The organism is Bacillus sp. VT 712, from assembly GCF_001614195.1.
GTDB classification, from domain to species: Bacteria; Bacillota; Bacilli; order Bacillales; family Bacillaceae_H; genus Priestia; species Priestia flexa.
In genome coordinates, this window is sequence record NZ_LWBK01000003.1 from 124,572 (window position 1) to 143,773 (window position 19,202).

At 37.2% G+C, this 19,202-nt stretch carries 21 protein-coding genes, 1 pseudogene and 2 riboswitches; of the genes and pseudogenes, 16 read left to right on the plus strand and 6 right to left on the minus strand.

From position 1 onward, the window contains the following. The first annotated feature begins 276 nt into the window (after positions 1-276). Both A2U94_RS02290 and A2U94_RS02295 read left to right on the plus strand, forming a co-directional pair. Entirely contained in the window at positions 277-2,181 is a 1,905-nt protein-coding gene (locus A2U94_RS02290) for an LTA synthase family protein (RefSeq protein ID WP_025911566.1), read from the plus strand. A 382-nt stretch (positions 2,182-2,563) separates the two neighbouring features. Further along, positions 2,564-3,472: a M14 family metallopeptidase gene (locus A2U94_RS02295; protein WP_231882726.1), complete on the plus strand. Its 909-nt coding sequence runs from the start codon at positions 2,564-2,566 to the stop codon at positions 3,470-3,472. Between the two features lie 56 nt (positions 3,473-3,528). Here A2U94_RS02295 and A2U94_RS20390 read toward each other — a convergent pair whose 3' ends face one another. Next, positions 3,529-3,702 (minus strand): DUF2759 domain-containing protein, encoded by a 174-nt coding sequence (locus tag A2U94_RS20390; RefSeq protein ID WP_025911564.1) that lies wholly within the window; start codon positions 3,700-3,702, stop codon positions 3,529-3,531. A 196-nt stretch (positions 3,703-3,898) separates the two neighbouring features. Here A2U94_RS20390 and A2U94_RS02300 point away from each other — a divergent pair, with 196 nt between their 5' ends. Continuing rightward, positions 3,899-4,531: an MBL fold metallo-hydrolase gene (locus A2U94_RS02300; RefSeq protein ID WP_025911563.1), complete on the plus strand. Its 633-nt coding sequence runs from the start codon at positions 3,899-3,901 to the stop codon at positions 4,529-4,531. Positions 4,532-4,573: 42 nt separating this feature from the next. Here the strand turns inward: A2U94_RS02300 and A2U94_RS02305 are convergent, their stop codons facing one another. After that, positions 4,574-4,813, minus strand: a complete 240-nt coding sequence (locus A2U94_RS02305; RefSeq protein WP_025911561.1) for a DUF2626 domain-containing protein — start codon at positions 4,811-4,813, stop codon at positions 4,574-4,576. Between the two features lie 279 nt (positions 4,814-5,092). Here A2U94_RS02305 and A2U94_RS02310 point away from each other — a divergent pair, with 279 nt between their 5' ends. The 8 genes from A2U94_RS02310 to comGG all read left to right on the plus strand — a co-directional run bounded on the left by A2U94_RS02310 (position 5,093) and on the right by comGG (position 9,677). Further along, positions 5,093-5,476, plus strand: coding sequence for a Spx/MgsR family RNA polymerase-binding regulatory protein (locus A2U94_RS02310; protein ID WP_025911560.1), 384 nt, complete (start codon positions 5,093-5,095; stop codon positions 5,474-5,476). Positions 5,477-5,692: 216 nt separating this feature from the next. Continuing rightward, positions 5,693-6,751, plus strand: coding sequence for a competence type IV pilus ATPase ComGA (gene comGA / locus A2U94_RS02315; RefSeq protein WP_025911559.1), 1,059 nt, complete (start codon positions 5,693-5,695; stop codon positions 6,749-6,751). Then, complete coding sequence (gene comGB / locus A2U94_RS02320) at positions 6,732-7,790, plus strand: competence type IV pilus assembly protein ComGB (protein WP_025911558.1); 1,059 nt, start codon at positions 6,732-6,734, stop codon at positions 7,788-7,790. The genes comGA and comGB overlap by 20 nt, the downstream gene beginning before the upstream one ends. 13 nt (positions 7,791-7,803) lie before the next feature. Next, a complete protein-coding gene (gene comGC, locus A2U94_RS02325) occupies positions 7,804-8,115 on the plus strand; it encodes a competence type IV pilus major pilin ComGC (protein ID WP_025911556.1) in 312 nt (103 codons plus the stop codon). Continuing rightward, complete coding sequence (gene comGD, locus A2U94_RS02330) at positions 8,081-8,551, plus strand: competence type IV pilus minor pilin ComGD (RefSeq protein ID WP_231882727.1); 471 nt, start codon at positions 8,081-8,083, stop codon at positions 8,549-8,551. The genes comGC and comGD overlap by 35 nt, the downstream gene beginning before the upstream one ends. Continuing rightward, a complete protein-coding gene (locus A2U94_RS02335) occupies positions 8,535-8,870 on the plus strand; it encodes a type II secretion system protein (RefSeq protein WP_025911553.1) in 336 nt (111 codons plus the stop codon). Before comGD ends, A2U94_RS02335 begins: the two co-directional genes overlap by 17 nt. Next, positions 8,867-9,295, plus strand: a complete 429-nt coding sequence (comGF, locus tag A2U94_RS02340) for a competence type IV pilus minor pilin ComGF (RefSeq protein WP_025911552.1) — start codon at positions 8,867-8,869, stop codon at positions 9,293-9,295. Before A2U94_RS02335 ends, comGF begins: the two co-directional genes overlap by 4 nt. Further along, positions 9,258-9,677 (plus strand): competence type IV pilus minor pilin ComGG, encoded by a 420-nt coding sequence (comGG, locus tag A2U94_RS02345; RefSeq protein ID WP_025911549.1) that lies wholly within the window; start codon positions 9,258-9,260, stop codon positions 9,675-9,677. Before comGF ends, comGG begins: the two co-directional genes overlap by 38 nt. A gap of 78 nt (positions 9,678-9,755) precedes the next feature. Here the strand turns inward: comGG and A2U94_RS02350 are convergent. After that, positions 9,756-10,355, minus strand: a pseudogene (locus A2U94_RS02350) (cupin domain-containing protein). 144 nt (positions 10,356-10,499) lie between these two features. Here A2U94_RS02350 and A2U94_RS02355 point away from each other — a divergent pair. After that, complete coding sequence (locus tag A2U94_RS02355) at positions 10,500-10,691, plus strand: YqzE family protein (RefSeq protein ID WP_025911548.1); 192 nt, start codon at positions 10,500-10,502, stop codon at positions 10,689-10,691. Between the two features lie 37 nt (positions 10,692-10,728). Here A2U94_RS02355 and A2U94_RS02360 read toward each other — a convergent pair whose 3' ends face one another. Both A2U94_RS02360 and A2U94_RS02365 read right to left on the minus strand, forming a co-directional pair. After that, positions 10,729-11,550, minus strand: a complete 822-nt coding sequence (locus A2U94_RS02360) for a YqhG family protein (protein WP_025911547.1) — start codon at positions 11,548-11,550, stop codon at positions 10,729-10,731. Next, positions 11,537-13,213 (minus strand): DEAD/DEAH box helicase, encoded by a 1,677-nt coding sequence (locus A2U94_RS02365; protein WP_025911546.1) that lies wholly within the window; start codon positions 13,211-13,213, stop codon positions 11,537-11,539. Before A2U94_RS02365 ends, A2U94_RS02360 begins: the two co-directional genes overlap by 14 nt. A gap of 186 nt (positions 13,214-13,399) precedes the next feature. Continuing rightward, positions 13,400-13,488: riboswitch (glycine riboswitch) on the plus strand. Positions 13,489-13,491: 3 nt separating this feature from the next. Continuing rightward, positions 13,492-13,573, plus strand: a riboswitch (glycine riboswitch). 106 nt (positions 13,574-13,679) lie between these two features. On the opposite strand from A2U94_RS02365, the gene gcvT reads away from it, so the two are divergent. Genes gcvT through gcvPB form a run of 3 tightly spaced genes read left to right on the plus strand, consistent with a single transcriptional unit; the run spans position 13,680 to position 17,602 of the window. Then, positions 13,680-14,768, plus strand: a complete 1,089-nt coding sequence (gcvT, locus tag A2U94_RS02370) for a glycine cleavage system aminomethyltransferase GcvT (protein WP_025911545.1) — start codon at positions 13,680-13,682, stop codon at positions 14,766-14,768. Between the two features lie 31 nt (positions 14,769-14,799). Further along, complete coding sequence (gene gcvPA, locus A2U94_RS02375) at positions 14,800-16,146, plus strand: aminomethyl-transferring glycine dehydrogenase subunit GcvPA (protein ID WP_025911543.1); 1,347 nt, start codon at positions 14,800-14,802, stop codon at positions 16,144-16,146. Further along, a complete protein-coding gene (gcvPB, locus tag A2U94_RS02380; RefSeq protein WP_025911541.1) occupies positions 16,139-17,602 on the plus strand; it encodes an aminomethyl-transferring glycine dehydrogenase subunit GcvPB in 1,464 nt (487 codons plus the stop codon). Before gcvPA ends, gcvPB begins: the two co-directional genes overlap by 8 nt. Positions 17,603-17,642: 40 nt before the next feature. On the opposite strand, the gene A2U94_RS02385 is transcribed toward gcvPB, so the two are convergent. Further along, positions 17,643-18,017 carry a rhodanese-like domain-containing protein gene (locus tag A2U94_RS02385; protein ID WP_025911539.1) on the minus strand — a complete coding sequence of 125 codons (375 nt, stop codon included), beginning with the start codon at positions 18,015-18,017 and terminating at the stop codon, positions 17,643-17,645. A 224-nt stretch (positions 18,018-18,241) separates the two neighbouring features. On the opposite strand from A2U94_RS02385, the gene lipM reads away from it, so the two are divergent. After that, positions 18,242-19,075: an octanoyltransferase LipM gene (gene lipM, locus A2U94_RS02390; RefSeq protein ID WP_025911538.1), complete on the plus strand. Its 834-nt coding sequence runs from the start codon at positions 18,242-18,244 to the stop codon at positions 19,073-19,075. Positions 19,076-19,202 lie beyond the last annotated feature (127 nt).

The window sequence follows — 19,202 nt, forward strand, 5'->3', positions numbered from 1 at the left end:
AAAAAAAGAGAATGGTAGACGGTTCTACCACTCTCTTTTTTATGTAAAATAAAAGAAGGATTATCTTATCTCTTTGGTAAATTATCTTAATTATGTTTTTTGAAACTTTTTAGAAGAAAAAACGTAGAAAAAGAGAAGTATCTAATCTGATTATAACATTTCAATTATAAAGGTAATATGTTATAAATTATTTGCTTTTTTGTAAAAAAAACATTAAGATTAGGGTCGTTATATGACATTTACGGTGTCTGAAAACAGTGGATAAGGAGGTCCTTGATGAAAGACAAAATTTCATTGTCAAAGTTGTCGTTTATTCTTACTGCTGTCGTTTTGCTTTGGATAAAAACATATATTGTTTATAAAACACAGTTTGATATTACAATTGAGAATTCGACACAAGAGTTTCTATTGTTTATAAACCCACTGAGCTTTTTATTGCTTATTCTAGGGGCAGGTTTATTCTTTAAAACACGTAAAGGAGCTAAGGCTTACGTTTTAACTACTAGTTTCATAGTTTCCTTTATTTTATTTGCAAACGTAATGTTCTATCGTTTCTTTAATGATTTCTTAACGTTACCCGTTCTTTTTCAAACAAGTAACATGGGAGACTTAGGAAATAGTGCGTTTGAGTTGTTTAAGTTGACGGATGTTTTAATGTTCGTAGACGTAATTTTCCTAGCAGTCCTTGCTTCTTTATTTAAAGCAAACAATAAAGTAGACGAGCCGACTACTCGTAAAACAAGGTTTGCTTTTTATATTGCAGTGGTGGCCGTATTTATTTCAAACTTGGCTTTAGCTGAAACAGAACGTCCAGAACTATTAACTCGTGCATTTGATCGTGAAATGCTGGTGAAAAATATCGGTACGTACAACTATCATATTTACGATATTGTACTGCAGTCAAAGACAAAAGCCCAACGAGCATTTGCTGATAGTAGCGAATTTGTTGAAACAGAAAATTATTTAAAAGCAAATCAAAAAGAGCCAAACCCTGATATGTTTGGAAAAGCAAAAGGGAAAAACGTAATTGTTGTTTCACTAGAGTCTACTCAAAGTTTTGTTGTAAATAATACGATAAACGGTGAAGAAGTTACGCCGTTTTTGAATGACTTTATTGAAGAGAGCTATTACTTTGATAATTTCTATCACCAAACAGGACAAGGAAAGACTGCTGATAGTGAGTTCTTATTAGACAATTCACTGTACCCACTAGGGCGTGGATCGGTATTCTTTACGCATGGAACTAATGAATTTAATGCAACGCCTGAAATATTAAAAGAAGAAGGTTACTACTCTGCTGTTTTCCACGCAAATAACAGTAGCTTCTGGAACCGAGATATTGTATACCCTAACTTTGGTTACGATCGATTCTTTAATATTAATGATTACAACGTAACAGATGAAAATTCTGTAGGATGGGGCTTAAAGGACAAAGAATTCTTTGAACAATCTGTGGAACACATGAAAACATTACCACAGCCTTTTTATTCAAAATTCATTACGTTAACAAACCACTTCCCATTTGAGCTAGATGAAGAAGATCGAATGGTTGATGAGTATGATTCAAACAGTCGCACGTTAAATCGCTACTTCCCAACATTACGTTATCAAGATGAAGCGTTTAAACAATTTATTCAAAAGTTAAAAGACGAAGGATTGTATGAGGATTCAATTATCGTTGTATATGGTGACCACTATGGTATTTCACAAAACCATAACGCAGCAATGGAAAAATATCTAGGAAAAGAAGTAACGCCTTATGTATGGACACAGCTACAGCGAGTGCCTATGGCGATTCATATTCCTGGAGAAACTGATAATAAAACAATCTCAAAAGTTTCAGGCCAAGTTGATTTAAAACCAACTATTTTACACTTATTAGGTATAACTACGGATAATCACGTTCAATTTGGAACAGATATGTTTTCCGAGGATAAGTTAGACTTTACTGTCCTTCGTGACGGAAGTTTTATTACAGATAAGTACGTGTATACTAGTGATAAATGTTACGATAAGTCTACTGAGCAGGAAACAGATAGAAGTAACTGTGAACCTTATATGGAAAAAGCAAAACAAGAGTTAGATTACTCCGACCAGATTGTATATGGAGATCTTCTACGTTTCTATGATGGAACAACTTATCGTCCAGATAAAAAGCAAGAAGAAACTGATAAGAAATAAGAAAAAAGAGACTGAGACATAAGTAGTTCAGTCCTTACTATACCTGAACGATTGAGAGTTCATAACTTTTAATCGTTCAGGTTTTTTTGGTTGATTGTGAAAACAATGTTGGAAACAGGGTGGAATGGAGCGTAGGACACTCGACTCCTGCGGGAAAGAGAGGGAAAACTGAGATCCCGCAGCGCAGCGAGGAAGCTCAGGTTCCTCCCCGCGGAAAGCGAGTGGCCGTAGCGCAATGGAACGAACGTGTTGAGACAAACCAAAGAGATGGGAACATCTATTGTTCGTCTTTTAGAAGTAATCATTTTGTTATGTCCCAAACTCTTTTTTTGTTCATTCTCCATCATAGTTTTAACATATAGATAATAAAGAGGAGCGTGATATGATGACCATTGTGAATGAATGTATTCCTTATAACTATGAGCGAACGATAACTGACCTCTATCGATTAATTTCTAAGTACCCTTATGGAAGGATTGAAAGTATTGGAAGAAGCGTACTTGGAAAACAGATTCCACATCTACTCATTGGTCATGGAAGCCATGTTGTACATATAAATGCTTCATTTCATGCGAACGAGTGGATTACAACAAACGCACTAATGAAATTTCTAGAAACGTATTTACGAGCCATTTATCGAGGAGAACGCGTTGCTGGAATTGATGCTCAGCTTTTATATGAAAATATTACTTTGTCTATTGTACCAATTGTAAATCCAGACGGTGTTAACTTAGTTATAGATGGAATTAATGCACATGAGGCGTACTCAGCGTTTATTCCTTATATAGGAAGGGAGGTTAATGATTTTCAGGGGTGGAAAGCAAACATTAGAGGGGTGGATTTAAATAATCAATTCCCTGCATATTGGGAGATTGAAAGAGAACGTAAAATTCCAAAGTCACCACACTTTCGAGATTTCCCTGGCTATGCTCCTTTATCTGAGCCTGAGGCTAAAGCGATGGTTCAGGTTGCAAAACGATATCAATTTGACTGTGTAATTGCGCTGCATACCCAAGGTGAAGAGTTTTACTGGGGATATATGAACAAAGAGCCAATGGAAGCGAAAGAGATGGCGGAGTATTTTGAGAAAGTGAGCGGATACCGAGCAGTGAGAACAATTGATAGTCACGCGGGGTATAAGGATTGGTTCATTCTTGAAACTGGAAAGTTAGGCTTCACGCTTGAACTTGGTAAAGGAATTAACCCAATTCCTTTATCGCAGTTTCACATTTTATATCCAAAAACAGAATCAATTCTTGCTAATGCAATGAATATCCTTGCATGTAAATAAAATATAATCGTAATAAAAGCGCCTATCAAAGAGGCGCTTTTCTTTATACTCATTCGTTAATGAGCTGCTGGATATCCATGATGTAAAATAGTCATAACCGTAAACCAACCAAATACAGCAAACGTTGCCACAGCAAAGCCTACTCCAAGGAAGTTTTTATTGCGCAAAGATGAAATAGCGGCAAAAATACCTAATAATGTTGTTAAGCCTAATATAATCATTAGTCCCATGAAACAACCTCCTTATTTGTAAGGATTGAAAGTAAAGCGCTAACATACTTCTAACTTCTTTATTGTAAAACTTTTCTAACGATTTGTCGAGGTGGAAAATTAGCAAAACAATGTTCTAGGGTTTTCATTTCCCTAGATTTATGTGTATGATAAAGCATAGAGACAATGAACTGAGAAAGATAAGGAGGCGCTGCTGATGAAATATCATCGCGTACCATTAGGACCTATACAAACAAACTGTTATTTACTTGTGAATGATGACAAAGAATGCTTAATTGTTGACCCAGGCGGCGAAGGAAAAAAACTTAATCAACTCATACATAAGCAACAATATAAACCACAAGCAGTGGTATTAACTCATGCGCACTTTGATCATATTGGTGGAGTGGATGAAGTAGCATCACATTTCTCTATCCCTATATATGTTCATAAAAAAGAAAAATCTTGGTTAAAAGACCCAGCAGTAAATGGTTCCACTTTTTTTGGTCTAGGAGAAGTAACTGTTCAATCTGATGTGACGCTGTTTGCCGGAGAGGGCAGCACAACAATTGGGTCATTTTCGTTTGAATTATATGAAACGCCAGGTCACTCGCCAGGGAGCGTATCTCTTTACTTTAAAGAAGCAGAGTTAGTTATTTCAGGAGATGCACTGTTTGAAGGAAGTGTTGGGCGTACCGATTTACATGATGGAAATCATGAACAGTTGCTGAAGAGCATTCATACAAAGCTTTTGGTACTGCCTGAAGAAACGTTAGTTTTATCTGGGCATGGTGGAGAAACAACAATTGGTCAGGAAATGGATCACAATCCGTTTTTAAATGGATTTTAAAAAAGAAGCAGCGATGAATCCATCGCTGCTTCTTTTTTATCATTATTGTCCGCCTGGCGTCATCATAAATGTACTCCAGTAAGTAAACCCTACAAAGAATACTGTTAAATAAGCACCAAACACATAGATGTACATACGTTCTGATAGTTTTAAATAGCTTAGTAAGACAAAAAAACCTGTTTGAGCTAAAAAGAGCAAGGATGTTTGTGGCATATGTCCAAGGTAAAACATGACTGCAAAGATCCCTGTCCAAAACCCCATTACACGGTACATACGTTCCATGTTTGTTGCCTCCTTTATCCCACTTGTCAATTATTAATTATAAAGTACAATTTATCCAATTGTAAATATAATCTAAGCATGCTTGTTGAAATTGTGTAGAAAGATAAGTAATTCTTTTCCATTATAGTACATTTATTGTTTGATGAAAACGTTATCTTTTTTGTTCAGCGAATCTTTTTGAAAAAAAGCATAAAAATAAAACAAAATAGTGTACAATAGTTATACAAAACATGTACGATGTGTATAAATTGATTAAACGACCTTACAGGAGGATATAAAATGGAATCAGTTATGTTTTATACGTATCCAAGTTGTACATCTTGTCGTAAGACGAAAAAATGGCTTGTAAAGCAAGAAGTTAATTTCAATCAGCGCCACCTCTTTCGCGAAACTCCTACTTATGAAGAGATGCTTGAATTATTATCAATGACAACTGAAGGTATTGATGAAATTTTAGCTAAGCGGAGTCAAGAAGATAAAAATTTAGATGTCGATGTAGAAAGCATGACGATTTCGGAAGTCGTTCATTTGTTAATGGAGCAACCAAGACTTCTTAGAAGACCCATTTTAACAGATGGTAAAAAGCTTGTAGTAGGATACAATGAATCCGCGTTAAAAAACCTCGTAAAAAAGCAAAAAAAGGTTTCATCAATGGTGGGATGATGAGAGTTGTTATGGTAGATGGATAAGCGATAACGATTGAAGGTAAATAAATCGTTATCGTTTTTTTATGCTTTATGAAAAAATTAGTTCCGAGCCAATCGTTTAAAAAGAAAGAAAAAATTTTAAAAAAAGAAGGAATTTCACTAAATAAGTCGAATTTCAACTAACACTACCAAGAAATATGCTTAAATATGACAGAATAAGGAGAGATGCTCATTGAATGAAATTGAACAATTAGCCACACGCATGATTCGTGAAGCATGTGAGATGAAGAGCTCGGATATTCACATTATCCCTCGAGCTAGAGATGCCATAATTCAGCTAAGAGTTGATCAAGATTTGGTTGCTCATCAAACGCTCCCAAAAGAGGTATCTGAACGACTCATTTCCCACTTTAAATTTTTAGGGAGCATGGATATTGGTGAAAGACGAAAGCCTCAAAATGGTGCACTGTCTACAACAATCGATCATATTAAAGTTAATCTACGTTTATCCACTTTACCTACATTGCAGGATGAAAGTCTCGTTATTCGTGTATTACCCCAAACGCAAACAACTTCTCTTAAATATTTATCACTTTTTCAAAATCATACCAAAAAACTTATTTCACTGCTTAAGCATTCACATGGATTAATTGTGTTTACTGGGCCAACAGGATCCGGTAAAACAACAACTTTGTATACGTTACTTCATGAGGTCAACCATTTATTAAATCGAAATGTCATTACGCTTGAAGATCCAATTGAACAGCAGAGTGAAAAAGTACTGCAGGTACAAGTGAATGAACGAGCTGGCATCACGTATGCAACAGGTTTAAAAGCAATTTTACGTCATGACCCTGATATTATTATGGTCGGGGAAATCCGCGACGCTGAAACAGCTCAAATTGCGGTTCGCGCAGCTTTAACCGGTCATCTAGTACTGACAACTATGCATACGAAAGATACAAAAGGCTCTATTTATCGATTGCTTGAGTTTGGTGTTAGTATTCAAGAAATTGAACAAACGTTGGTAGCCGTAGCTGCACAGCGATTAGTCGAAATAAAATGTAATTTTTGTGAAGGAAGATGTCATCCGCTATGTAAGAAAGAGCGTTTAAATAGACAGGCTAGCGTGTATGAGCTTCTATATGGAAGGGAAGTAAACGAAGTAATTAATGAAGTGAAAGGAAAGGAATTTCAATATGATTATGCACGACTAAGAGATGCAATTCGAAAAGGTATTGCGCTTGGGTATTTGTATTCACATGCGCTAGATGGGTGGGGGTCTTATTAAACGAAAGACATCAAACAAACATTGGGGACTTTCCAAACAAGCTAAAGTTTTAAGTCAGTTATCGAAGCTTGTTGAAAAAGGATATACGCTATCTCAAGCTTTATCGTTTATAGCATTCCAGCTATCAGCGAAGCAGCGTAGCGATGTGGATGCTTGTTTAATGGCAATGCGTCAAGGCGAGTCTTTGCACAGCTGTCTTCTAAAACTGAAGTTTCACCGAGACGTATTAAGCTACCTTTATTTTGCTGAACAGCATGGAGATCTTCATTTTGCGCTAAAAGAAAGTAGTCATATGCTAAGTGAGAAGATAAAAAACAAGAAACGATTTCAAAAGCTAGTACAATATCCACTTTTACTTTTAAGTTTCATCCTTGGGATTTTATTTATATTAAGCACCGTTTTGTTACCGCATTTTCAGTCTCTTTATAAAACAATGGGACACGAACAATCACCATTTCTTCTTATCTTTATGTCGACTATGTCTTACTTTCCACACGCACTTCTTGGAATCTCTGGAACCTTGTTGCTAATAGGAGGTCTGTATCTTATTAGTACAAAAAAGCTTGCTCCTGTAAAGAAAATGAACATTTTGATGAAAATTCCTTTTATGAAGCAGTTCACTAAGCTGTTTAACTCCTATTTTTTCGCGGTTCATACGAGTAATTTATTAAAAGGTGGACTATCAATTTATGAGTGTCTCTCGCTCTTTCAGCTGCAGCAACACTATCCTTTTTTTAGAGAAGAAGCTAAGCTTTTCACAACAGAACTTGCCGCTGGAAAATCTCTTAATCAAATTTTACAAACACGTCCTTATTATCAAAAAGATTTAGCAGAGGTCGTTGTTCATGGACAAAAAAATGGGGATTTAGCAAAAGAATTGTACGACTACAGCCTATATATGGTTGAGAGAATGGAAGAATGGGTTTTTCACATTCTCAAATATGTTCAGCCCATTACGTTCGCCTTTATTGGTATCGTTATTCTACTTATGTATATGTCAGTCATGATGCCAATGCTAGAAATTATGTCGAGTTTATAAAGGGGATTCAAACATGTTAAAAAATGAGAAAGGTTTTACTTTAATTGAGATGCTCATTGTTATGTTAGTTATTACAGTGCTATTGCTTATTATGGTGCCAAATGTATTAAAGCATAACGCTGTTATTAACAATAAAGGATGCTCGGCTTTAGTGAAAACAGTGGAAGCACAAGTGCAGGTGTATGAGCTTGAAAACGGAACAAAGCCTACTTTAAACGAGCTTGAAAGCGGAGGATACTTAAAAGAAGGAACGGTGTGTCCAAATGGTTCGAAAATTACAATAGGTACGGATGGACGCGTATCAGCGAGTGATGGAAACTCGTAAAATGAATCAAAAAGGCTTTACGCTAATCGAGTCCTTAATCGTGTTAGCCATTGTGCAAGTTATGGTGTTAATCATCGTCATCAATTTAAAACCTCTTATGGCCCACTATCAGTTAACCTCATTTTTACGACAACTTCAAGCAGATACCTTTTATACGCAACAAATAGCCATCACTACTCAGCGTCCGGCAAGGCTTACATTTGAGCTAGCCAACTCCCGATATTTGTTGCTTAAGATTGGAGCTGAAAGGCCCATTATGCAAAGAGGTTATCATTCGAATATTCGCGTTGTGTTTAGCAGTGGTACAAGTTCGATTCAATACAATGAGCAAGGAAATATTTCGCAGGCAAAAAGCTTGTTTATTTCAAGTAACAAAGAAACATATAAGGTCACGTTCCAAATTGGAAGAGGACGCTTTTATGTTACGAAAATATAATAATCAAACAGGCTTCACATTACTGGAAATGCTAGTAGCATTCAGTGCGCTGATTATGCTCACCGCTGTGATTGTTCCTTTATATATTCAAGCAATACAAGCTGAAAAAGATAAGAAGCGAATGTATGTAGGAGATGCGCTTTTGTATGAAAAAGTCATGACGGATGCTGATCAAAAGCACTTACTCTCTGAAAAGAGGATGTATAACGGGGTTGAATACCTCCTTGTATTCAAAGAAGAACCGGTTCCAAAGTGGTGTGTTTCTTGGAAAAGAACTAATCAGAAAATCATAGAAAGATGTGAATCTACGTTAAAATGAGGAACCAAAAAGGTTTTACATTAGTAGAAATGTTGCTTAGTTTAACGATTTTCTTTGTAATAGTATCCTTTATTCCGCCTGTCTTGTCATTGGCTAACCAAAAATATGCCCCTGATGACCTAGCAACAGAAATGGAATGGGAAATCTTTATTCAGCAGTTAACAAAGGAGTATCGAAGAGCGCATCATGTTAGCGTTAACGAAAGAATTTTATCATTACGAATAGATGGAGAGCCTTTAGTTACGTATGAACCTTTTAACGATAAGGTTCGGCGTAGGGTTGACCAGAGTGGTCATGAAGTTGTCTTGCAGTTTGTGAAGTTAATTGAGTACAAATACGAAAGTAATCTGCTTCATGTTAAGGTGGTATATAAACACGGTGAAATTCATGAAACAACGATTAAAACATTTATGGATGTTGAATAAAGATAGGAAAGCGTACCAAGCGGGTTTTGCGCTTCCCTTTGTACTAGCCTTTAGTGCGCTATTTTTATTTTTACTATCCCACCAGTTGGTGTATTTTGTAACGAAAAGTACGTTTTATGCCGAAGTAAATCAGCGCTATGAATTAGACTATTTACTGCAAAAAGGAGTCCGAGATTTACAAGCAGACGTTCAAACAAATAATTTTTCACAAGAAAGCAATGGGGTACTAACTTATGATTCAGGAACCGTTAAGTACCAAATACTAAGGCAGACAGAGGATAGTGTGACTATTCAAGTTCGCTGCGCTACAAAAGAAGAAAGACAGCTTATTCATACAATTACTTTTCAGCGAGAAAGCGGTAAGGTAATTGCCTGGGTTTAGAGATAGAGCAAAAGACCTTGAGTTTATGAAGAAATCAAGGTCTTTTGTTGTTAATCATCAAATTCAACATCTTTATCATTAATATTTGACTTTTACATGATGATGTTCTACATTACGCTTTGAATGGTTAGTGAAAGGAGGCCCAATCACAACCGTTTCATCAGTGGGTTCCAATGCTTGTTTAATTTGGCTTTCGTTGACATTATAAGCTTTTTGAAACACTTCAGGAGGTGTTAAGCGAAGGATGTCTGAACCTTCTGCTGATTCAAACTGGTCGTTATTAAAGAAAAGGTGAAGGTGAGCTTCTTCTGTTAATGGTTCAATCCAGTGCCACCAACCCATTGGGATAAATGCTACATTTCCTTTTTTAATACGATACGTATGCAGGGTGCTCGTATCGGGATCTATAATTGATACCTCGACTTCTCCAGAAATCACCACATCTAACTCCCAAGCATTTGGGTGCCAATGGGGTTCTCTCATATAGCCTTTAGTTAAATATAAGTCTACAAAAGCTCAACCGATCATGGCAGGGAGCTGTGTAGATGTTACTTGATACGCAATGTTGTTGGTGTTTCGTTTAAATAATACGCTGTTTTGGTAGTTAAACGATAAGTTTGGTGTACCAGACGTCTTCTTAATATTCGAATTATCAGGAACAAATCCAGAATGACTCATAGTTGTTTCAACCTCTTTCTTACAAAAGAATATAACGTATCATATTATTAGTCAGGAAAGAATGTGTTACATCATCACAAAGTTTTCTTGCTTTTGATTAATAGCTTTTCAGCGAGGATATACTAGTTCGTAGGAGATGATGATGTGAAAACAAACGACTACGTGAAGTACGTAACGCAGCAGCTTGTTCAATATATGGATCAACCGAAAGAAATTCGTAAAACCAAACGAATTGAAAAGAAAAAGACACGAGATCCGTTTTTTAATAGGTGGTTTGGAATGATTCCTCTTTCATTTCAAATCTGGTATCGAAATACGAAAAAAGGTAAAAAGTAGCCTGCGCTCTTTTTACCTTTTTTATTTATAGAATGTTTTATACGAAATGACGTGAAAGGTGATGATTAACAGTTTGTTCAGACAAGTAAAACAATCCGCCGTTTACAATTTTCGTTAAAATAACAGGCTCATATAAATCTTGTAAAGCCTGTTTTTCTGTCGTATAGCTTTCGGGTAGCTCTTCCATATTCTCATAGAAATGATCTAAAAGTGCAAGGTCTTCATACCATCTTTCTTGCGCTTTTTTTGCCCAATCCATCGGCTGCTTTGAAATGTGATCTTCCACATAAGCTGATAATCTTGAAATTCCGCTTTTGGGGCGAATAATTGGCGATAGCGTAAAGCAATAATCAGGAATCTTTGACGTGAAGTTTTGTTTGGACATCATCAGCTGAAAGTTATCAAGAATCGCTCCCGTAATTAAATTTAACCCAAGCGATAGTAATTCATCTTTTTTTCGGTCACACTTATACGAAACCTTCATATTTAAAGCAAGCCAAGGCTGAAGTGAACGCTGCGATTGTGAGTGAGAATGCATTTTTTCATATAAGTGAACGAATCCTCCAAACTTTTGGGCTGACCCAAAAATTTGATGTAAACGCGGTGAGCCAAAGTGAATTTTTTCGCCTTGTACAGATGAATCATCATAAGTTGGATCGGTGATAAACGTAAGTGAAGCAGGATTAGGTTTCCCGCCTGTTTTTTCAATATAATGCCAATAAAAAGGTCGGTTCATAAGCTCTTTATCCATTTCAATAGTAAGCTGAACCTTCAAATAAGATGGGTCGTCTTCTGTCAAGTCACAGTTATGTGCCGTGAAATATTTTTTGAGAAATTGATGAATTTCAGTTTGCTGCATGCTGTTCACCTTCTTCATCTTCGTGATATTCAATAATGGATGTAAGATTGTTCATCTTAATTTTCATTTCTCCTTCACTTCGTGAATGAAGAAGAATATCTTGAATGTGATCTTCAATGTTATCAATTTCTAGTTTGGTTAAAATTTCATCGAGCTCACCAACAACACGCTCAAATAAATTTATTTTTTCATAAAGTAGCTTTAAAATATGTTCTTCGACTGTATTCTCAATTGCTAGATTATAAATGTGCACATCATGCTGTTGACCCAGTCTATGAACGCGTCCAATTCGTTGCTCTAATCTCATTGGGTTCCAAGGTAGGTCGTAGTTAATGATATGGTGACAGAATTGAAGGTTAATTCCTTCACCTCCAGCTTCCGTTGCGATAAAAACTTGAGCATGGCTTTCAAAAAGCTGTTTCATCCAGTCTTTTTTTCCACGCTTAAATCCACCCCTAAACGGAACAGATGTAATACCGTGTTGTTTTAAATACCACTGTAAATAAAGCTGAGTTGCTCGATATTCCGTAAAAATGATGACTTTATCATTAATCTGTTGAATTAATTCAATTACCTTTTCTGCTTTCGCATTTTGAGGAACGGTTTGTACTTTTTCAAGGAGTGGTTTAAGCATCTGAGTAGCTTTTTCACTGTTTTCGTCCTCTTGGCGTTCAAGCATGCTTTTTAAGGTCATAAATACTGCTTCGCGACTGCTACAAGCTTCGCGCTGCAATGTTAAAATTGCAAAGGAACTGCTGGGTAAATTTGAATGTTGCTTAAATGAAGTGATTTGATCATACAACTCTCGTTCTTCAGATGAAAACTCAACAGGAACGGTTTGAACAATTCGTTTTGTCCATTCAATACCTGTGTCTTGCCTGCGGTTTCGAATCATCACTTTGTTAACGAGTTCCTTTAAATACTCATCATTTTGAACAGAACGTTTCTTAGCAGAAAATAAATCAGCAAAATAATCTTTGTTTCCTAGGTGGCCTGGTTTTAATAACGAAACTAAGTTGAAAATCTCTTCTACTCGATTTTGAATTGGTGTCGCTGTTAATAATAAGCAGAACTTTTTCTTTAAGCTTTGAACAAACTCATAGTTTTTTGTTTTATTATTTTTTAGTTTATGAGCTTCATCGATGATGATAAGGTCATAATCTTGTTCTAATACAATTTCGCGATGAGGGGAGCGCTTGGCTGTATCAATGGATGATACTACTACGTCGCATTGCTCCCACACGTATGTTTTCTTTTGTGGAACAGCAGGAATAAAAAATTTATGGTTAAGTTCCATTGCCCATTGGGATACAAGTGATGCTGGTACAAGAATAAGGGCTTTTTTCACAAGACCACGAATCATATATTCTTTTAAAATGAGTCCTGCTTCAATTGTCTTTCCAAGCCCCACTTCGTCAGCTAAAATCGCTTTTCCATTCATTTCTTCTACCACTTTTTTAGCTACTTCTAACTGGTGTGGATGCGGGGTTAGGTCTGTTAAATGGCGAGGTGCTTGCAGACCTTCAAATTCAGTAATTAACGTTTGCTCCTCGATTTCATATGCTAATTTATACATTTCCCAATCAGACCAAGAGCCGTCTTGCTCAAGTTTATTTAAAAAAGTAGATTCCCATGCTTCATCTTTCTTCATACTGATGTTCATCGTTAGTTTTGCTCCTTTCTGAAAGTTTTTATTGAACTGCTGAACAGAATCATGTAGGATAAAAATATATTTTAGAAAATTTAAAATAGAAAATAGATTGTCACTAAATGAACTATTTTGTTATTGATGTGTGTAAGTAATAGTTTCTTAGTAGTATGCCCAAAATTACAAACTTTATAGAGGCGAATGATGACAAGGGGAGAGACTGCTTTAAAGTGGCGCCGAAGGAGCAAACAACATGTGAATCTCTCAGGCAAAAAGACTCTTGTTGGACGCAACTCTGGAGAGCGTCTATTTCGAATAGACCACCCACGAGGCAAACCTATTTAACGGGTAAACTTTCAGGTGAAAAGGACAGAGACTTCCTGCTATACAGCAGGGAGTTCTCTGTCCTTTTTTATGTGTAAAAAAGATACGATGATTCCCCGAAACCAAAGCAAATGGCCTTATATGAGGAGGATGTTAAATGACTGAGCTAAACAAAACACCACTTTACGATGTCTATCAACAGTACGGTGGAAAGATTATTGATTTTGGAGGTTGGGCTCTTCCAGTTCAATTCTCATCTATTAAAGAAGAACATCATGCGGTTCGTACAAAAGCTGGCCTGTTCGATGTTTCTCACATGGGAGAGTTTGATGTAAAAGGGACAACTAGCTTGGCATTTTTACAAAAAGTTATGACGAATGATGTTTCAGTATTACGTCCAGGTAAAGCACTATATACCGCAATGTGCTATGAAGATGGGGGCACAGTGGATGATCTCCTTGTTTATCAAAAAGGAGAAGATGACTACCTGCTTGTTGTAAACGCAGCAAATATTGAAAAAGACTTCGAATGGCTACAGCAGCATAAGCCAGAGGGTATTGAGCTTGTAAATCGTTCAAGTGAGTTTGCTTTACTAGCTTTGCAAGGTCCAGCTGCACAAGGTGTTTTACAGAAATTAACAGATGAATCATTATCTGACTTGAAACCATTTACATTTAAAGATGATGTAGAAGTAGCAGGTGTGAGAGCGCTTGTTTCACGTACAGGTTATACAGGCGAGGATGGTTTTGAACTGTACTGTTCTGCATCAGATGTAGTAACGCTTTGGACTGAGCTTTTAAAAAATGAAGAGGTAGTTCCGTGTGGATTAGGAGCACGAGACACGCTTCGTTTTGAAGCAACTTTAGCTTTATATGGTCAAGAGCTTTCAAAAGATATTACGCCAATTGAAGCACGTATCGGATTTGCAGTGAAAACGGATAAAGAAGATTTTATCGGCAAAGAGGTATTAAAGCGTCAGCGTGAAGAAGGACCAAACCGCAAGCTTGTTGGGCTTGAAATGATTGATAAAGGAATTCCACGACATGGATATGAAGTGTTTAGTGAGGAAGAAGAGATTGGCTTTGTTACAACAGGCACACAATCGCCAACTTTAAATAAAAACATTGGTCTTGCACTTATCGATGCTAAACATGCTGAGCTAGGTACAGAAGTGTATGTGCAAGTGCGAAAAAGACGTTTAAAAGCAAAAGTCGTGAAGACACCTTTTTATAAGCGTTCAAAATAATGTTGGGTAATTAAAGAGAGGGGACAAAAGAATGGTACATCGTTATTTACCAATAACATCAGAAGATCAGCAGCAAATGTTAAAGGCAATTGGCGTGTCTTCAGTGGATGAGTTGTTTTCAGATATCCCAGAAAGCGTTCGTTTCCAAGGGGAATACAATATAAAAAAAGCGGCATCAGAATCTGAGCTAGTAAAAGAGTTAACAAACTTAGCTACTAAAAATAAGAACGTAAAGGAATACGCTTCATTTTTAGGAGCAGGTGTTTATGATCACTATATGCCAATTATTGTTGATCACGTTATTTCGCGTTCAGAGTTTTACACAGCTTATACACCATATCAGCCTGAAATTTCGCAAGGAGAGCTGCAGGCTATCTTTGAATTTCAAACGATGATTTGTGAGCTAACAGGAATGGATGTTGCCAATTCATCCATGTACGATGGTGGTACAGCACTTGCTGAGGCAGCCATGTTAAGTGCAGGTCAAACGAGAAAGAAAAAAGTGTTAGTTTCAGAAACAGTTCACCCTGAATCACGAGCTGTGTTAGAAACGTACGCAGCAGGTCAGTACATTGAAGTAGTAGAAGTACCAAGCAAAGACGGTGTAACGGATCTGACGGTGCTGAAGGAGCGCATGGATGATGATGTAGCGGCTGTCATCGTTCAGTATCCAAACTTCTTTGGTCAAGTAGAACCTTTAAGAGAAATTGAAGCCATTGCTCATCAAGGAAAAGGAATGTTTGTTGTATCAAGCAATCCACTATCTCTTGGATTGTTAACTCCTCCGGGTCAGTTTGGTGCTGATATTGTTGTAGGAGATGCACAACCTTTTGGTATTCCAACACAGTTCGGTGGTCCTCACTGCGGCTACTTTGCTACAACGACAAAGTTAATGCGTAAAATTCCGGGACGCTTAGTTGGTCAAACGATTGATGAAAATGGTAAGCGTGGCTTTGTCTTAACGCTTCAAGCACGTGAGCAACATATTCGCCGTGATAAAGCAACTTCAAACATTTGTTCAAATCAAGCGTTAAATGCACTTGCAGCTTCAGTAGCGATGACTGCCTTAGGAAAGCAAGGGGTAAAGGAAATGGCTACGCAAAATTTATCAAAAACGCATTATGCATATAACGCATTAAAAGCAAGCGAAGTAGATGTTGTTTTTAATGGGGCATTTTTCAATGAGTTGGTTGTAAAACTACCTCAACCCAGTAAGGAAGTAAATCAAAAGTTATTAGCGAAGCATATCATTGGTGGCTATGATTTAGGCCGAGACTATCATGAGCTTAAGGATCACATGCTACTTGCTTTTACTGAACTCCGTACAAAAGAAGAAATCGACCAACTTGTGAAGGAATTGGGGGATCTTTATGCATAATCAACATCAATCGCTTATTTTTGAAATGAGTAAAGAAGGACGCGTTGGCTATTCATTACCAGAACTAGACGTGCCGGAAGTAACCAGTACAGAAGTGTTGCCAGCAGAATATGTACGTACCGAAGCACCAGAACTTCCAGAAGTGTCTGAGCTAGACATTATGCGTCACTATACTGCTCTTTCAAAACGTAACCATGGAGTAGACTCTGGCTTTTATCCGCTTGGTTCTTGTACAATGAAATATAATCCAAAAATTAATGAATATACAGCCCGTATTCCAGGCTTCGCTAATATTCATCCACTTCAGGATGAAGAAACGGTTCAAGGTGCTCTTGAGCTCATGTATGATTTGCAGGAGCACTTAACAGAGATTACAGGCATGGATGAAGTTACGCTTCAGCCAGCAGCAGGTGCTCATGGTGAGTGGACGGGGTTAATGATGATTCGTGCCTATCATGAAGCAAACGGTGATACGAAGCGTACGAAAGTAATCGTTCCTGATTCAGCTCATGGTACAAATCCAGCCTCGGCAACAGTAGCTGGATTTGAAACAGTTACTGTAAAATCTAATGAGCATGGTTTGGTAGACTTAGATGATCTTCGTAAAGTAGTAAACGAAGAAACAGCAGCTCTTATGTTAACAAACCCAAATACGTTAGGTCTTTTTGAAGAAGATATTTTGGAAATGGCAGAAATCGTTCATGCAGCTGGTGGTAAGCTTTATTATGACGGAGCGAACTTAAATGCTGTATTAAGTAAAGCACGACCAGGCGATATGGGCTTTGACGTTGTACATTTAAACCTTCATAAAACATTCACAGGTCCACACGGTGGTGGTGGTCCAGGTTCTGGTCCAGTTGGTGTAAAAGCAGATTTAATTCCATTTTTACCAAAACCGGTACTAGTCAAAACGGAAAGCGGCTTTACTTTCGACTACAATCGCCCACAGTCCATTGGCCGAGTTAAACCGTTTTACGGCAACTTTGGTATTAACGTACGTGCTTATACGTACATCCGCTCTATGGGTCCAGATGGTTTAAAAGCGGTAACGGAAAATGCGGTATTAAACGCAAACTACATGATGAGACGATTGTCAGAGCATTATGATTTACCGTTTGATCGTCATTGTAAGCATGAATTTGTTTTATCAGGGAAGCGGCAAAAGAAACTCGGTGTTCGCACGCTGGATATTGCGAAGCGACTGCTTGATTTTGGGTATCATCCACCGACAATTTACTTCCCTCTTATTGTCGAAGAGTGCATGATGATTGAACCAACTGAAACGGAATCAAAAGAGACGCTTGATGCGTTTATTGATGCAATGATTCAAATTGCAAAAGAAGTGGAAGAAAATCCGGAAATCGTTCAAGAAGCACCTCATACGACGGTTGTGAAGCGATTGGATGAAACGCTTGCAGCAAGAAAGCCTGTACTCCGCTATCAAAAAGAAAGTTAAAAAACAGCCCCTTCATCTAAGAAGGGGCTGTTTTTGTGGTTTATTTTTTTGTTTTAATTTTGCCGTTCCAAGCTTTGAATCCGCCTTTTAGGTCATGAATCTCTTTCACACCATGCTTGCGCAAGAGCTGAGCAGCACGACCAGTTCGCATGCCACTTTGGCAGTAAATATAAACGGGTTGATCAGTACGGAACTCCTTTATACGCATACGGAACTGTGAAAGAGGAATATTTCTTGCTCCTAAAATATGTCCGTTTTCAAATTCATTTGGTTCGCGAATATCAACTAGCTGTGCTTTACGATAACCGCTGCGGAATTCTTCTTCCGTTAACGTTTTCATAATGCGACGTTGGTAAAAAAACATTACGACAGAATAAATAATAATTGCCGCAAGTACAATGATTAGTGCCCACATGTTGTTTCTTCCTTTCTTCGACAAAATACATAGTCTTATTATATAAGTGAATGAAATTAGAAGTAAAGGGATTCTTCTTGAAGTCACGATAGTTTTTACGAAAGAAAAGTAAAAAATTACTGCTTCACTTTTCTTTTCCTTCTGCTTATCTTTTGGTAGACTAAAAAACGGATTAAGTTTATTACATATGTAAATGTCTACTATACTAGTTAGGGATGAGAAGAATGAAGCAAAAATGGAGATTCATTGATTCAAAAGAACGTTCGCCATATTACAATATGGCACTTGATGAAGCGCTTTTAGAGTGGCATAGCACTGGTCAAATACCACCAACGATTCGATTTTACGGCTGGAATCCTCCAACATTATCAATTGGTTACTTTCAAAAAGCTGAAAAAGAAATCAATTTTGAACAGGTAGATAAATTAGGATTAGGATTTGTGCGTCGACCAACAGGGGGACGAGGCGTTTTGCACGACGAGGAGCTTACTTACAGCGTCATTGTATCGGAAGACTATCCAAACATGCCTAAGACGGTGACAGAGGCGTATCGTGTCATTTCAGAAGGGTTATTAGAGGGATTTCGTTCGCTGGGTCTGGAAGCATATTTTGCAATCCCTCGCACAGAAGAAGAAAAAAATAGTTTGAAAAATCCACGTTCATCTGTTTGTTTTGATGCACCTTCATGGTATGAGCTTGTGGTAGAAGGGCGTAAAATTGCTGGAAGTGCACAAACGCGTCAAAAAGGTGTAATTTTACAGCACGGTTCTATTTTATTAGAGATTGACGAAGATAAATTATTTAGCGTATTTAATTATCCAAATGATCGTGTGAAAGAGCGAATGCAGCGTGCGTTTCGTTCAAAAGCTGTTGCAATCAATGCTATTGCAGGCCGTAAAATCCAAATGGAAGAAGCGAAGGAAGCATTTTATAAAGGCTTTGCTAGCGCTTTAGATATTGACTTAGAACCTTATGAATTAACAGAACAAGAAGAGCGTTACGTAGAAGAATTAGCACAAAAGAAATATGCTTCTGTTGAATGGAATTTTAGAAGATAACGATTGCTTAGGAGCACACTATTTAAGCTGTGCCCCTAAGTATTCTATCTAGCTGAAGAAAGTAATTGATGTAAAAGTCAAATACTTTTTTTAATGTAAAAAAAATATTTTTCTTGACATCTATCTA